Raw genomic sequence first — 15,409 nt, forward strand, 5'->3', positions numbered from 1 at the left:
CCGTGCTCCTACAGGGGGCGGTGGTGAAACAAAAATGGCGATCCCTTGGGATCGCCATTTTTTACATCAGGCCAGCGTTAACGCACCGTCAGGATCGGACTGCCCAAGCGCTCCAGCAATGTGGCCTGGGCACTGCGCGGGTTCTGGTTGCCGGTCGGCGTGTTACGGACGTAACGACCGTCCGACTGCAAGCTCCAGCTATGCGTGTTATCGGTGAGGTACAGCTCCAGCTCTTTTTTGACCCGCACAATCAGCTTGCGACCTTCCACCGGGAAGCAGGTCTCGACGCGCTTGTCGAGATTGCGCTCCATCCAGTCGGCACTGGAGAGGAACATCTGTTCTTCGCCGCCATTGAGGAAGTAGAAGACCCGGGTGTGCTCCAGGAAGCGACCGATAATCGAGCGCACGTGGATGTTGTGCGAAACCCCGGCGATACCCGGCCGCAGGCAGCACATGCCGCGCACTATCAGATCGATTCGCACCCCGGACTGACTGGCCTTGTACAGCGCGCGGATGATCTTGGGATCGGTCAGCGAGTTGAACTTGGCAATGATGTGCGCCGGCTTGCCGTCGAGGGCGAACTGAGTCTCCCGGGCAATCATGTCGAGCATGCCCTTCTTCAGCGTGAACGGCGCATGCAGCAGCTTCTTCATGCGCAGGGTTTTACCCATGCCGATTAACTGGCTGAACAGTTTGCCGACGTCTTCGCACAAGGCGTCGTCGGAGGTCAGCAGGCTGTAGTCGGTGTAGAGGCGAGCGTTGCCGGCGTGATAGTTGCCCGTGCCCAAGTGTGCGTAACGGACAATTTCACCCGCCTCGCGACGCAGAATCAGCATCATCTTGGCGTGGGTCTTGAAACCGACCACGCCGTAGATCACCACCGCACCGGCCGCTTGCAGGCGGCTGGCCAGTTGCAGGTTGGATTCTTCGTCGAACCGTGCACGCAATTCGATCACCGCCGTGACCTCTTTACCGTTACGCGCCGCATCCACCAGCGCATCGACGATTTCCGAGTTGGCGCCAGACCGGTACAGGGTCTGACGCACGGCCAGCACGTGAGGGTCCTTGGCGGCCTGACGCAGCAGGTCGACCACCGGGGTAAACGATTCGAACGGGTGCAACAGCAGGATGTCCTGCTTGCTGATCACGCTGAAGATGTTCTCGCTGTTTTGCAGCAGTTTCGGGATCTGCGGCGTGAACGGCAGGTATTGCAGCTCGCGCTGGCTGTCCAGGCCGGTGATGCTGAACAGACGCGTCAGGTTCACCGGACCGTTGACCTGATACAGCTCGGACTCGCTCAAGTTGAATTGCTTGAGCAGGTAGTCCGACAGGTGTTTCGGGCAGGTGTCAGCCACTTCCAGACGCACTGCATCACCGTAGCGACGCGAGAACAGTTCGCCGCGCAGCGCGCGGGCCAGGTCTTCGACATCCTCGGAATCCAGCGCCAGGTCGGCGTTTCGGGTCAGACGGAACTGGTAGCAGCCCTTGACCTTCATGCCCTGGAACAGGTCATCGGCGTGGGCGTGGATCATCGACGACAGGAACACATAGTTGTCGCCGGCGCCGCCGACTTCTTCCGGCACCTTGATGACTCGCGGCAGCAGACGCGGCGCCGGGATAATCGCCAGACCGGAATCGCGACCGAAGGCGTCGATGCCTTCAAGCTCGACGATGAAGTTCAGGCTCTTGTTCACCAGCAACGGGAACGGGTGCGTCGGATCGAGACCGATCGGGGTGATGATCGGCGCGATTTCGTCGCGGAAATAACGGCGAACCCAGGTCTTGAGCTTGGTGGTCCAGTGACGACGACGGATGAAGCGGACCTGATGTTTTTCCAGCTCCGGCAACAGAATGTCATTGAGGATCGCGTACTGACGGTCAACGTGACCGTGCACCAATTCGCTGATGCGGGCCAGGGCCTGATGCGGTTGCAGACCATCGGCGCCGGCTTGTTCACGGGCGAAGGTGATCTGCTTCTTCAAGCCGGCCACACGAATTTCGAAGAACTCGTCCAGGTTGCTGGAGAAGATCAGCAAAAACTTCAGCCGCTCCAGCAAGGGGTAGGACTCATCGAGCGCCTGTTCCAGCACGCGGATGTTGAACTGCAGTTGCGAAAGCTCGCGATGGATGTACAGGCTGCTGTCATCCAGTCCGGGAATGGCAATCGCCGGCACCGCGGCTACGGTTTCGGCCACCACCGCGGGCGGAGCAGGCTCCAGCTCCGGCGGGGTTTCGGCGATTTGCTCGACCACAGGTTGAGCCTCTTTTACAGCAACTTCAGTGAGTACTTCGGTATTCATGGAATGTTCCTGTGAGGGCTATTGTTGCTCTCGTAACAATTGAGCGGCGCGGACGGCAAAGTAAGTCAGGATGCCATCGGCGCCTGCACGTTTAAAAGCGGTCAGGGATTCGAGAATAACCCCTTCGCTCAACCAGCCATTCTGGATCGCCGCCATATGCATGGCGTATTCGCCACTGACTTGATAAACAAACGTCGGCACTTTGAATTCTTCTTTGACCCGGTAAAGAATGTCCAGATACGGCATGCCTGGTTTGACCATGACCATGTCCGCGCCTTCTGACAAGTCTGCCGCCACTTCGTGCAGGGCTTCGTTGCTGTTGGCCGGGTCCATCTGATAACTGGCCTTGTTGGCCTTGCCCAGGTTCAGCGCCGAACCGACCGCGTCGCGGAACGGACCATAGTAGGCGCTGGCGTATTTTGCCGAATAGGCCATGATGCGCACGTTGACGTGATCGGCCAGCTCCAGGGCTTCGCGGATGGCCTGGATGCGCCCGTCCATCATGTCGGACGGTGCCACCACCTGCGCGCCGGCTTCGGCGTGGGACAGGGCCTGCCTGACCAGTGCATCGACGGTAATGTCGTTCTGCACGTAGCCTTCTTCGTCGATAATGCCGTCCTGACCGTGGGTGGTAAACGGGTCCAGGGCAACATCGGTGATCACCCCCAGCTCAGGGAACTGCGCCCGTAGTGCGCGAGTGGCGCGCTGGGCAATACCGTTCGGGTTCCAGGCTTCTGCGGCATCCAGTGTCTTGAGCTCCGGCGGCGTGACCGGGAACAGCGCCAACGCCGGAATTCCCAGCTCGACCCACTTCGCGGCTTCTTCCAGCAACAAATCGATGGTCAGGCGTTCGACGCCCGGCATCGAGGCCACCGCCTCACGACGGTTTTCACCGTCCAGGACGAACACCGGCAAGATCAGATCATCGACGGTCAGAACGTTTTCACGGACCAGTCGTCGCGAAAATTCATCACGACGGTTGCGGCGCAGACGGGTGGCGGGAAACAGACGGTTGGCGGGGGTAAAGCTCACGGCAGACTCCTGAGCTCGCGCTGGCGGGCGAGCGTGACAGTTATAAGCGATCATTATGACTAACGCATTACAGTTATGTGCACCCCTGCGACAGGTAGCCGCATTCCATTGTCGTTGCAGGAAATGTTCACGTCGAGACACATTTGGACACTTTCATGAATGTGCACGAAGGGTTAGGCTGCGCGTTCATTTCGCCAGCACCCAGACAATGCTCCAACAATTTCTGCACGACTTTGGCTATTTTGCCCTGTTTCTCGGCACGTTCTTCGAAGGCGAAACCATCCTTGTGCTCGCCGGCTTCCTCGCGTTCCGCGGATACATGGACATCAATCTGGTGGTGGTCGTGGCGTTCTTCGGCAGTTATGCCGGTGATCAGCTGTGGTACTTCATGGGGCGCAAGCACGGTCGCAAATTGCTGGCCCGCAAGCCGCGCTGGCAAATGATGGGTGATCGGGCGCTGGAGCACATCCGCAAGCACCCGGACATCTGGGTGCTGAGCTTCCGCTTTGTCTACGGTTTGCGCACGGTGATGCCGGTGGCCATCGGCCTGTCGGGCTATCCACCGGGACGTTATCTGCTGTTGAACGGGATTGGTGCGGCGATCTGGGCGGCCGCACTGGCTGCGGCGGCTTATCACTTTGGCGCCGTGCTGGAGAGCATGCTCGGCAGCGTCAAGAAGTACGAACTGTGGGTGCTCGGGGCCTTGCTGGTAGTGGGCCTGGGCCTCTGGCTGCGTCGTCGTTTCAAGAATGCCCGCCTGGCGAAGAAAGTCTACGCCGACGAGCAAGCCCTGAAAGCCGAACGGATCAATGTAGAAGTACCTAAGACGCCAAGCGAGTGAAGCGGTTTCTGCAACAGTAGAGACCGATGACACTGAACAAGCTGTAACTGAGCAGGCCGACCCAACCCACCGCGCTGGCCGGCCACAGCCCGACTACCGGCGCCAGCCATATCAGCGGCACGTTCGATGCCAGCCGCAGCAGCTCCAGCTTCAACGCCCACGGGCGATTCTCCAGGGCCACGCCCAACGTAAACAACCCCAGCGCCACCGCACCCCAGCCCAGTACCAACGCGGCAGTTGGCAGGTTACTTCCCAGGTTCATCAAGTAGCTGCCGAGCGCGATGTAGGCGCAAAACTGCAACACCACATACAGTTGCTGACGGCTGTCCAGCGGCACCTCGAACTTACGGAACAGACTCAAGTCAGGCTTGCTCGTCGGGAACCTGGCCGCCACATCCGCCGGACGCCAACCGGTGCGCATGAACCAGATCCGCAGCTTGTCCCACGTGCTCTCGGCACGCCGCGCGTCATCCCACAATTGCGTATAGAACTGCACGTTGGCCCACAGCGGATTCCAGCTCGCCAACGGCGTGGTCACGCCGAAAATCACCGGCTCGTTGTCGTCTTCTTCTTGAAACGAGCCAAATAGACGGTCCCAAATAATGAACACCCCACCGTAGTTGCGATCCATGTAGAGAGCATTCTGCGCATGGTGAGCCCGGTGATTGGACGGCGTCACGAAGAACCATTCGAACCAGCCGAGCTTGGGAATGTGCTTGGTATGCACCCAGAACTGATACAGCAGATTCAGCGCCGCCACGCTGACCAACACCAGCAGCGGCACGCCGAGCACGGCCATCGGCAGGTAGAAAATCCAGCTCAGCAGGAAGCCGGTGCTGGTCTGACGCAACGCTGTTGACAGGTTGTACTCCTCGCTCTGGTGATGCACCGAGTGTGCGGCCCAGAGGATATTGCGTTCATGGCCCATTCGGTGCAGCCAGTAGTAGCAGAAGTCGTAGAGAACAAAGGCAAATACCCAGACCCAAACGCTGTAGGCCGATAGCTCGAATAGCGCCATATGCTCAAGAGCAAACGCATAGGTCACCAGCCCGACACCTTTGGTCAACAGGCCCGTGGTGGTCGACAGCACACCGGTGCTCAAGCTGTTGATCGCATCGGCCACACGGTAATTGCTGACCCCGCGCCAACGATCGGCCAGCAGCTCCACGGCAATCAGCACAAAGAAAAACGGCACCGCATACAGAATGAAGTCCATGACGCGCTCTGATCGGAATCTTGAGGACAGATGCTAGGTGTAACCGCGTATTTACCCTATGGCAACGAGCGTCAAATTAGTGGACATTTAACGCCATGAATCTGGAGAACAACCCATGAGCAAAAAAATTGCAGTGATCCTTTCCGGCTGTGGCGTGTACGACGGCGCCGAGATCCATGAAAGCGTGATTACCCTGCTGAGACTGGACCAGCGTGGCGCTCAGGTGCAGTGCTTTGCCCCGAACATCGCGCAATTGCATGTGATCAACCACCTGACCGGCGACGAAATGCCTGAGTCGCGCAATGTATTGGTGGAGTCGGCACGGATCGCCCGGGGCAACATCAAGGATATTCGCGAGGCCGACGTCGACGACTTCGACGCGCTGATCGTTCCCGGCGGATTTGGCTCTGCCAAGAACCTGTCGAACTTCGCCATCGAAGGCGCGGGTTGCACCGTGCAACCGGATGTCCTGGCGCTGACCGAAGCCTTCGCCGAAGCAGGGAAACCTGTCGGCTTGATGTGCATCTCGCCTGCGCTGGCGGCGAAGATCTATGGCCCGGGGGTGAATTGCACCATCGGCAACGACGCCCAGACCGCGGCAGCCATGAACAAAATGGGCGCGACCCACACCGATTGCGCCGTGACCGAAATCGTCGAAGACAGGGCACGTAAACTGGTGAGTACACCGGCGTACATGCTGGCGCAGAGCATCAGCGAAGCGGCGTCCGGCATCAACAAAATGGTCGACCGAGTCCTGGAACTGACCCACGAAAACGACGCCTGACCCTATTCCACTGTAGGAGCTGGCTTGCCAGCGAAAGCGGTGGGTCAGCCACATCGATGCTGGATGTGCCGCCGTCTTCGCTGGCAAGCCAGCTCCTACAGGGATTACTACTTGGCTCAGGGTTTTCGGGTCAGCCGGGTGAGTATCCGGTCCAGCGCATTGGCAAACGCCTGCTTCTCTCGCTCGCCAAACGGTGCCGGTCCACCGCCCATCTGCCCCTGCTCCCTCAGGTCGGTGAACAGATTGCGCACCGCAAGTCGGTCACCCATGTTCTGCGCATCGAACTCCTTGCCACGCGGGTCCAACGCGGCCACGCCCTTCTTCACCAGGCGATCCGCCAGCGGCACATCGCTGCAAATCACCAGCTCACCCGGCACCGCATGCTCCACCAGGTAATCATCGGCGGCGTCCGGGCCACTCGGCACCACGATCAACTTCACCAGCGCCAGCCCCGGCTTGATCTGCGGCTGCCCTGCCACCAGCACCACTTCGTACTGGCGCTTGAGGGCGAACTTCACCACCAGATCCTTGGCCGCCCGAGGGCAGGCGTCGGCGTCGATCCAGACACGCATCATTTTTCCCTCTTCCAAAAAAATCGCGAGCAGGCTCGCTCCCACAAGTTATACGCCATCCTGTGGGAGCGAGCCTGCTCGCGATTATGAGCGCAGCGAATGCTGTTTAAGAAACCTGCACCCGCCGCTTCTCGGCCATCCAACTGCGGCTATACAACACAACAATCGCAATGATCGCCACCGCCTGAGCACTCAGCGAATACGCATCCGCATGGATGCCCAGCCAGTCGAATTCAAAGAACGGCACCGGCCGGGTGCCGAAGATCCCGGCTTCTTGCAGCGCTTTCACGCCATGCCCGGCGAACACCACCGACAGCGCGCACAGCAGACCGGCGTTGATGCTGAAGAACAACGACAGCGGCAGTTTCGCCGAACCGCGCAGGATGACCCACGCCAGACCCACCAACAGCACCAGCGCCGTGGCGCCGCCGGCCAGCACGGCGTTGTGCCCCGCAGGCCCGGCCTGCAGCCACAGGGTTTCGTAGAACAGAATCACTTCGAACAACTCGCGATACACCGAGAAGAACGCCAGGATCGCAAAGCCGAAACGCCCGCCGCCACCCACCAGGCTGCTCTTGATGTAATCCTGCCATGCCGCCGCGTAACGACGATCATGCATCCACACCCCGAGCCAGAGCACCATGACCGAGGCAAACAGCGCCGTCGCGCCTTCCAGCAATTCACGCTGCGAGCCGCTGACATCGATCACATACGCCGCCAGCGCCCAAGTCGCCAGACCAGCCACCAGCGCCAGCCCCCAGCCGACGTTGACGCTGCGCACGGCCGATTGCTGTCCGGTATTGCGCAGGAAGGCCAGGATGGCCGCCAGCACCAGAATGGCTTCCAGACCTTCACGCAGCAGAATCAGCAAACCGGAGATGAAGCTCAAGGACCAACTCAGGCCATCGCTGCCCAGCAGGCCCGCAGATTCCTTCAACTTGGCCTTGGCCGTGTCCAGACGTTGCTGCGCCTGAGCCACCGGCAAGCCGTCCTGCAACGACTGACGGTAGGCCATCAGCGATTTTTCAGTGTCTTTGCGCACGTTGGCATCGACGTTGTCCAGAGAGCTTTCGACCAGCTCGAAGCCTTCCAGATACGCTGCGACAGACAGGTCATAGGCCTGGTCGTGATCGCCGGCACGGTAGGCAGCGATGCTCTTGTCCAGGGTGGCAGCCGTGTAATCGAGCAACTGCGCCGGGCCACGCTTGACCTGCGGCGGTTGCGCCCGCTGCGCACGGAACGTGGCGGCGGCTTGTGGGCCATCAGCGGCCTGCACTTCGGCCGGCGTCTGACGCCCGAGGTCGGCGATGTTGTAGATCTTGTCGGATTTGGCAGCCGCCGGATCGGCGCTGAAGCTGGCGATGTAGGTCGCCAGATCCCAGCGCTGACGATCGTCAAGCTGATCGGCGAAGGCCGGCATGTCGGTGCCTTCGGTACCCTGGCCCAAGGTGCTGTAGAGCGCGTAGAGGCTCAGATGATCCAGGCGTGCCGTATCACGCAGATCGGACGGTGGCGGCATCAGGCCGACACCTGCCGGGCCGTCGCCAGCGCCTGCATCACCGTGGCAAACCGAGCAATGCTGGGCATACAGCGGCGCACCACGGGTCGGGTCCGGGGTTATGATCGGTGCCTGACTGATTTCATAAGTCACGGCCAGCTTCGCACCGAGTTGCCGAGCCTGACGGGCCACGTCCGCACCGTCCTGACGGGCTGCAATGGCACTGGCCAGCGAACTGACGCCCTGCTCCAGCCCTGCTTTCTCCGGCTTGGCCGGCATCGCACCGATCAAGCCTTGCAAGGTTTTGATGGATTCCAGCTGCTCGCGGTATTCGGACTCATCGATCACCTTGCCCGTTTGCACGGTTGGCGGGTAATCCGCGCTGATGTAATCGAGCAAATGCAGCGCTTGCGGCGCGCCTTCCACGGTGTCGGCCAGCAGATTGGAACTGCACAAGGCAAACAGCGGAAGCACCAGCCAGGCCAGAAAACGGGACGGGGCAGTCATGAATGAATCTCAATTGGTAATACGAAGTAACACATTGTTCCCTCCCAATGACTTTCACTCAAGCTTTGTTCGCGAGCGCCGCAGGTTCTGTGCTTGTTCAGACATGAAAAAGGCGACCTCAAGGGTCGCCTTTTTTGGATCTGACTGCTTTTTAAACCGCGGCTTTACGCAGTGTCGCCATGAACGCCGCCGCGCCGATGAACAGCCCGGCAAAGGTGCGGTTCATGCGTTTTTGCTGCTGGGGCGTGCGCAACAGACGCAGCACCTTGGAGGCCAGCCCGGTGTAACCGGCCATGACGATCAAGTCGACGCAGATCATGGTCACGCCGATGATCAGGTACTGGGCCAGCAATGGAGCATGCGGGTCAATGAACTGCGGCAATACCGCCAGCATGAACACCAGCGCCTTGGGGTTGCTGATGTTGACCAGGAAACCACGGAACACCAGCGCCATCGGCTTGCCGATCTGACGCACCGCCGCGTCATCGCTCATGTCGCTGGGCAGCGCGCGCCATTGCTTGATGGCGAGGTAAACCAGGTACGCCACGCCGAACCATTTGATCGCATAAAAGGCCGATGCTGAAGCCGTGAGAATCGCGCCCACACCGGCGCCGACAATCGCGATCTGCACCGCCAGGCCCAATTGCAGGCCCAGGGCATTCCAGTAACCGCGCCAGAAACCGTACTGCAAACCGCTGGACATCGACGCAATGGCGCCGGCACCGGGAGACAGACTGATCACCCAGCAGGCGGCGAAAAACGCCAACCATGTTTGAAGCTCCATTGCACACCTCGACTCAGACTCGTGACAGACGTCTAAGCTAATGCGGCTTTGGGTTGGTGACTACCGATTTTTTGCAGGATGTTGCGGCTGTCGACCAGCGTTTTCGGCCTTCGGGCCCCATCGCGAGCAGGCTCGCTCCCACTGTGGATCTTCAGTGGACAGAAATTTTTTGAACAACCGAGATCCAATGTAGGAGTGAGCCTGCTCGCGATGGCGGTATGTCAGGCGACAGCAGTCTTACTTTTCAAACCCGTTGGAAGGAAGTACATCACTACCGCGCCAGCGTCGAACCGAGCGCTGGAAGAACAGGCTGTTAGGCACCTGAACCATGGCGCTGCCGGTGCCGAGCTCTTGCGCTTCGATCAACGTGGTGTAAAGCAGATTGATCGCCACCACCCGACCTTTGACACCCGGCTTGTCGGTGGTATCCACCAACTCGACCACGTCGCCGAGGCGAAACGGGCCGACAGTGAAGATCAGGATCGCGCACAGCAGGTTGGAGAGCACGCTCCACATGGCGAAGAACGCCACCGCCGCCACCGCGACGAAGCCGGACAGCGCGGTCCAGAGTACCGTGGCCGACACTCCGAGGCGTTCGAGTACGAAAATCAACGCGCTGCCCATGATCAGCCAGCGCAGTCCGCCTCGCAGCGGCATCAGCAACTGCGGCGGAAACGGATAACGTTCGCCCAGCCTGGTCAGGCCCTTGGCAACGAAACGCTGGGCGAAATAACCGGCCAGCAGAATCAGCAGGATTTGCACGACGAGCCAGAGGGGTTCGATCCACACCGCCGGCAACGGCAGCTTGAACGCCTCCATCAAGACAATGCCTCCAGCTCCGCCTGCATGCTTTCAAGCAGTTCCAGCGCTTCCATCCAGGCTTCTTCCAGCTCGGCTTCACGCACCTTCAGCTTGGCCTGTTCAGCCAGCAGATCGCGCAAATCATTCTTGCGCGCCGGTTCGTAGATATCGCTTTCGCCGAGGCTCGTATCTATCTTCGCCAGCTTCTCGTGCAGCTTGCCCAGCTCGGCTTCCAGCTTGTCAGCCTCACGCTTGTGCGGCGCAAGTTGCTGACGCAACGCAGCAGCGGCCTGGCGCTGGGCTTTCTTGTCGGTCTTGTCCGGATTAACCGGCGTGTTGCTGACCGGCGCATTGCGCTGGCGATAGTCGACCAGCCAACGGGCGTAGTCTTCCAGGTCGCCGTCGAATTCCTCGACCTTGCCGTCCGCCACCAGATAGAAATTGTCCGTGGTGCTTTTGAGCAAATGACGATCGTGGGAGACCACCAGAACTGCACCACTGAACTCCTGCAGCGCCATGGTCAATGCCAAGCGCATTTCCAGGTCCAGGTGGTTGGTCGGTTCGTCGAGCAGCAGCAGGTTCGGCCGATCCCAAGCGATCAACGCCAGGGCCAGACGCGCCTTTTCGCCACCGGAGAAGTTCAGTACCGGCTCATCGATACGCGCACCCCGGAAGTCAAAACCGCCGAGGAAGTCGCGCAGGGTCTGCTCACGCTCGGTCGGGGCCAGACGCTGCAAGTGCAGCAACGGGCTGGCCTTGGAGTCGAGAGAGTCCAACTGATGCTGGGCGAAGTAACCCACCACGGTATTTTCGCCACGGGTCAGGCGACCGGCCAACGGCTCGAGCTCACCGGCGAGGTTTTTGATCAGCGTCGATTTACCCGCGCCGTTCGGGCCAAGCAAGCCGATGCGCGCGCCAGGGGTCAGTTGCAGCTTGACCTTCTCCAGCACGGCTTTGTCGCCATAACCCAAACGGGCATCGGACAGGTCGATCAGCGGGCTGGAGATTTTCTGCGATTCACGGAAAACGAAATCGAACGGCGAATCAACGTGGGCGGCGGACAGTTCTTCCATCCGCTCCAGCGCCTTGATCCGGCTCTGGGCCTGACGGGCCTTGGTGGCCTGGGCCTTGAAGCGGGCGATGTAGCTTTCCATGTGCGCACGTTGCGCCTGCTGCTTCTCGTAAGCCTGCTGTTGCTGGGCCAGACGCTCGGCGCGGGCGCGTTCGAAGGCGCTATAACCACCGCGATACAGCGTGATTTTGCGTTGATCGACGTGAGCCACGTGATCGACCACGGCATCGAGGAAGTCCCGATCGTGGGAAATCAGCAACAAAGTGCCGGGGTAACTTTTGAGCCACTCTTCAAGCCAGATGATGGCGTCGAGGTCCAAGTGGTTGGTCGGTTCGTCGAGCAGCAGCAGGTCCGAGGGGCACATCAAAGCCTGCGCCAGGTTCAGACGCATCCGCCAGCCACCGGAGAAATCTCCTACCGGGCGATCCATCTGCTCGTTGGTGAACCCAAGGCCGGCCAGCAGCTTGCGGGCCCGGGCGTCGGCGGTGTAACCGTCAGCGCTGTCGAGTTCCGAGTGCAGGCGGGCCTGAGCGGCACCGTCATGCGCCGCTTCGGCTGCGGCGAGGTCGCGTTGCACCTCACGCAGTCGCAGGTCACCATCGAGCACGTAGTCGACCGCCAGGCGTTCGAGCGTCTCGATTTCCTGGCGCATGTGGGCGATGCGCCAGTCAGCCGGCAGGAAGCAGTCACCCGAGTCCGGGTGCAGTTCGCCCCGGATCAAGGCGAACAGGCTCGATTTGCCGGCGCCGTTGGCACCGATGAGGCCGGCTTTGTGGCCGGCGTGCAGGGTCAGCTCGGCGTCTTCTAGCAGACGTTGCGGGCCACGCTGTAAAGTCAGGTTCTGAAGTCGAATCATAATGGCGGCGGAGTCTACCAGCTTCGCTCGCAACTGGCGCGAGTAGCACTATGTCCTCTGACCTGTGGAGCTTTTCCCTGACGACTTACGCCCGTCCCGGCGTTGAGCGCGCTTGCCTGCAATTGCAGTCGGCAGGCATCAATGTGTGTTTGCTGCTCTGCGGATCGTGGTTGGGACAACGTGGCGTCGCCTGCAATGAACAGCGATTAAAGCGGCTACGCGACGTGGCACAACCTTGGGATGCGGATGTTGTGCAACCGCTGCGCGCATTGCGAATGCAATGGAAAGCCTGCGCGACTGAGGATGCAGAACTGAAAAAGTTGCGCGAACAAGTGAAGGCACTTGAGCTGGAAGCCGAGCGACATCTGTTGTTGCGACTGGAGCGAACGGCGCAGAGTTGGCCGCAGGGTGAGGCGACCGATCTAACGGCCTGGCTGGAAGGTGTGGCAGCAGGCGCCGCCAACCTGAACCGCGACGCGCTGCATCAGCTGCGCGTCGCGGTAACCGGCACTTAGGAAGCGCTGGTTGGGGTGGTTGCTGCGATCGATGCGGCGGCCGGCGTTGGCGCTGGCGTGGCTGTCGAAGTGGCTGCTGCTAAAGCAGACGTCGCTACCGGAGCCGGGTTGGCTGTCTTGGCAACTGGCGCGGTGGCCGGCTTGGCAACGGCAGGTTTTGCAACAGCAGGTTTGGCTGCAGGCTTGGTCGCTGGTTTTGCAGCGGTAGGTTTGGCTGCTGGTTTAGCAGCAGCAGGTTTGGCTGCTGGTTTAGCTGCGGCTGGCTTAGTGGCAGCAGCGGGTTTAGCGGCAGCAGTTCTGGCAGCTGGTTTAGCGGCAGGTTTGGCTGCAGCTTTTACAGCGGGTTTCGCAGCAGCTTTTACAGCCGGTTTAGCGGCGGTTCGCGCAGCGGCTGGCTTGGCAGCAGGTTTTGCAGCAGCCGGTTTAGCGGCTGGTTTCGCAGCCGGTTTAGCAGCTGCTGTTCTTGCTGCAGCAGGCTTGGCAGCAGGCGATTTTGCAGCTGGTTTGGCAGCAGCGGTTCTCGCAGCGGCTGGCTTGGCGGCAGGTTTCGCAGCAGCTGTTTTAGCGGCAGGTTTAGCAGCAGTTTTTACCGGAGCCTTGGCGGCAGGTTTAGCCGGTGCTTTTGCAGCAGCGGGTTTGGCAGCGGCTTTCTTGGCAGGTGCCGCAGCAGGCTTGGCCGCACGCAGGGACAATGCCTTGCCGACAGCCTCTTGGACACGACCGACGCCCTGGGCCAGTTTCAGGCTTTCTTGAGCATCGCGCTTGAGTTGCAGAATGTAGCTGCGGGTTTGCGACTGACGATCTTTGAGGGCATCGAGCAATTCCTCAAGTTCACTCACCGCGCCCTTGGCTTTGGCTTGTGCCTTGGCCTTGCCAGCCGCCGCGGCGTCCTGCAATTTGGTACGGGACTTGTGCAATTTTTCTTGCGCTTTTCCGCGCTGCTTTTCCAGTTTGGCGAGCAATTTTTCAGCATCAGCCAAAGCTTGTGAACAAGCGTTTTCCAAATGATCGAGCAGGCTGCCCGACAGTTGTTGGAGTAAGTGCAACGGGGTATTTACAGGCTTCTTGGTGGCCGACATGGTTTACCTCCTGGCTGACGTGGGTGCGGCTCATACTAGACCTCTGCTGCTACCGCCGCTAGGGCATGTTGACAGTATCGAAAGCGCTGCGTTGCAACGGATCGAAAATCTTCTGCGCTTGCGCAAAACCAGTTCACCTTTGTGCGCATTCACACTGGCATAATCCAACGCATATCAGGCTGGAGAGTGCCCATGTCGCGCTACCTTTTTTTATCGCTATGCGTGTTTTTTTCGGTGGCTCAGGCCGACGAAAAAACCTCCGCAAATAACGCTCACGATCTTGCCTACAGCCTGGGGGCGAGCCTCGGTGAACGCCTGCGCCAGGAGGTTCCCGACCTGCAACTTCAGGCACTGCTGGAAGGCTTGCAACAAGCGTATCAAGGCAAGCCGCTGGCATTGAAAGACGAGCAGATCGAGCAAATCCTGGCCGAGCATGAAGCACGGATCGCCGAGCAACCGGCACTCCCGCAAAGCGAAGCCGCACTCGAAAAAGAGCAGCGTTTTCTCACTGAAGAAAAAGCCAGGCCGGGCGTTCGCGAATTAGCGGATGGCGTATTGCTGACCGAGCTGATTCCCGGTACGGGGGCCAAGGCTGGCCCTGACGGCAAGGTCCAGGTTTTGTATGTCGGGCGCCTGCCGGATGGCACGGTGTTCGATCAGAATAGTCAGCCGCAGTGGTTCAGTCTCGACAGCGTGATCAGCGGCTGGCGCAGTGCACTGCAAAACATGCCGGTTGGTGCGAAATGGCGGCTGGTTATTCCATCGTCTCAGGCCTATGGCGCGGAGGGTGCCGGCGACCTGATCGCACCGTTCACACCACTGGTATTTGAAGTCGAATTGCGCGGCGTCACCAGCTGAATCGCGGACACAAAAAACGGCGCGCCTAGCGCACCGTTTTTAGCTTGCAGGAAGCGATTCAGGCCTGAACCGAGTCCTCTTGCTTGTGAGCTGTGTGCAACACTTCGATCAGGCAATCTTCCAGCTCGAAGCGTTCGTGCAACAAGCCGCCCAATTCCTTGAATTTCTCCGCGACGCAATTGCCTGCATCACACAGGTCATTGAACGCCAGCAGCTTCTCGGTGATGACATCGATGCGCGGGTAGATGGTCTCGGCCAGTTCCAGACCACGCTTGTCGTTGAAGGCCTTGGCCTCCCCCGTCAACTGCTCGTAGATCTCGAAGTGTCCGGCAGACACGTAATCAACCAGCACGCCGCAGAACTCCTGCAACGGCTTGCGGTTGTCGCCGAGAGCCTCTGGCTTGGCGCCGAGAGCATCATAGGCTCGAACCAGCTCGTGACGTTCCTGCAACCAACGATCGATCAGCAGATGCACTCCACCCCAACGTTCCTGAGCATTCTGACAACTTTCGAGCATGGTGATCTCTCTTCCCTTGTGGGTCATGCTGCCCTACACCTGCCGCACACTTGAAGGTCAAGTACCGGTCAGGCAGAGCGTCATCGAGCAACATAATTCCAATGACACGTGCGGGCCAGATTATGCCCGCGCGGCTGTGGCTTCAAGGTACGCAGCAGATAAAGTTCATACAAGTGT

14 protein-coding genes are annotated in these 15,409 nt (G+C 59.9%); 4 read left to right on the forward strand and 10 right to left on the reverse strand.

Going from position 1 to position 15,409, the window contains the following annotated elements:
* Window positions 1–77: 77 nt before the first annotated feature.
* Window positions 78–2,300, reverse strand: coding sequence for a polyphosphate kinase 1 (gene ppk1, locus AC1DWM_RS11700; RefSeq protein ID WP_223517794.1), 2,223 nt, complete (start codon window positions 2,298–2,300; stop codon window positions 78–80).
* A gap of 18 nt (window positions 2,301–2,318) precedes the next feature.
* Window positions 2,319–3,332, reverse strand: a complete 1,014-nt coding sequence (gene hemB / locus AC1DWM_RS11705) for a porphobilinogen synthase (RefSeq protein WP_223517792.1) — start codon at window positions 3,330–3,332, stop codon at window positions 2,319–2,321.
* 208 nt (window positions 3,333–3,540) lie between these two features.
* On the opposite strand from hemB, the gene AC1DWM_RS11710 reads away from it, so the two are divergent.
* Window positions 3,541–4,173 carry a DedA family protein gene (locus AC1DWM_RS11710; RefSeq protein WP_223517791.1) on the forward strand — a complete coding sequence of 211 codons (633 nt, stop codon included), beginning with the start codon at window positions 3,541–3,543 and terminating at the stop codon, window positions 4,171–4,173.
* Here AC1DWM_RS11710 and AC1DWM_RS11715 read toward each other — a convergent pair.
* Window positions 4,154–5,389, reverse strand: a complete 1,236-nt coding sequence (locus tag AC1DWM_RS11715) for a sterol desaturase family protein (RefSeq protein WP_477795233.1) — start codon at window positions 5,387–5,389, stop codon at window positions 4,154–4,156. The genes AC1DWM_RS11710 and AC1DWM_RS11715 overlap by 20 nt on opposite strands.
* A 115-nt stretch (window positions 5,390–5,504) precedes the next feature.
* Between AC1DWM_RS11715 and elbB the strand changes: the two genes are divergently transcribed.
* Window positions 5,505–6,173, forward strand: coding sequence for an isoprenoid biosynthesis glyoxalase ElbB (gene elbB, locus AC1DWM_RS11720; protein ID WP_223517788.1), 669 nt, complete (start codon window positions 5,505–5,507; stop codon window positions 6,171–6,173).
* Window positions 6,174–6,289: 116 nt separating this feature from the next.
* On the opposite strand, the gene AC1DWM_RS11725 is transcribed toward elbB, so the two are convergent.
* The 5 genes from AC1DWM_RS11725 to AC1DWM_RS11745 form a co-directional block, all read right to left on the reverse strand.
* Complete coding sequence (locus AC1DWM_RS11725; protein ID WP_027926433.1) at window positions 6,290–6,745, reverse strand: YaiI/YqxD family protein; 456 nt, start codon at window positions 6,743–6,745, stop codon at window positions 6,290–6,292.
* Between the two features lie 106 nt (window positions 6,746–6,851).
* On the reverse strand, window positions 6,852–8,750 hold the full coding sequence (locus AC1DWM_RS11730; RefSeq protein ID WP_477795234.1) for an FTR1 family protein: 1,899 nt from the start codon (window positions 8,748–8,750) through the stop codon (window positions 6,852–6,854).
* Between the two features lie 151 nt (window positions 8,751–8,901).
* Complete coding sequence (gene rhtB, locus AC1DWM_RS11735; RefSeq protein ID WP_027926427.1) at window positions 8,902–9,534, reverse strand: homoserine/homoserine lactone efflux protein; 633 nt, start codon at window positions 9,532–9,534, stop codon at window positions 8,902–8,904.
* Window positions 9,535–9,771: 237 nt separating this feature from the next.
* Window positions 9,772–10,353, reverse strand: a complete 582-nt coding sequence (locus AC1DWM_RS11740) for a mechanosensitive ion channel domain-containing protein (protein ID WP_477795235.1) — start codon at window positions 10,351–10,353, stop codon at window positions 9,772–9,774.
* On the reverse strand, window positions 10,353–12,263 hold the full coding sequence (locus tag AC1DWM_RS11745) for an ATP-binding cassette domain-containing protein (RefSeq protein ID WP_477795236.1): 1,911 nt from the start codon (window positions 12,261–12,263) through the stop codon (window positions 10,353–10,355). Before AC1DWM_RS11745 ends, AC1DWM_RS11740 begins: the two co-directional genes overlap by 1 nt.
* 50 nt (window positions 12,264–12,313) lie before the next feature.
* On the opposite strand from AC1DWM_RS11745, the gene AC1DWM_RS11750 reads away from it, so the two are divergent.
* Entirely contained in the window at window positions 12,314–12,778 is a 465-nt protein-coding gene (locus AC1DWM_RS11750; RefSeq protein ID WP_477795237.1) for a TIGR02444 family protein, read from the forward strand.
* Here the strand turns inward: AC1DWM_RS11750 and AC1DWM_RS11755 are convergent.
* On the reverse strand, window positions 12,775–13,857 hold the full coding sequence (locus AC1DWM_RS11755; protein ID WP_477795238.1) for an AlgP family protein: 1,083 nt from the start codon (window positions 13,855–13,857) through the stop codon (window positions 12,775–12,777). The two genes, AC1DWM_RS11750 and AC1DWM_RS11755, sit on opposite strands and share 4 nt — an antisense overlap.
* 192 nt (window positions 13,858–14,049) lie before the next feature.
* Here AC1DWM_RS11755 and AC1DWM_RS11760 point away from each other — a divergent pair, with 192 nt between their 5' ends.
* A complete protein-coding gene (locus tag AC1DWM_RS11760) occupies window positions 14,050–14,715 on the forward strand; it encodes an FKBP-type peptidyl-prolyl cis-trans isomerase (protein WP_477795239.1) in 666 nt (221 codons plus the stop codon).
* A gap of 58 nt (window positions 14,716–14,773) precedes the next feature.
* Here the strand turns inward: AC1DWM_RS11760 and rsd are convergent, their stop codons facing one another.
* A complete protein-coding gene (gene rsd, locus AC1DWM_RS11765; RefSeq protein WP_477795261.1) occupies window positions 14,774–15,232 on the reverse strand; it encodes a sigma D regulator in 459 nt (152 codons plus the stop codon).
* Window positions 15,233–15,409 lie beyond the last annotated feature (177 nt).

Source organism: Pseudomonas sp. P4_C8, from assembly GCF_056401975.1.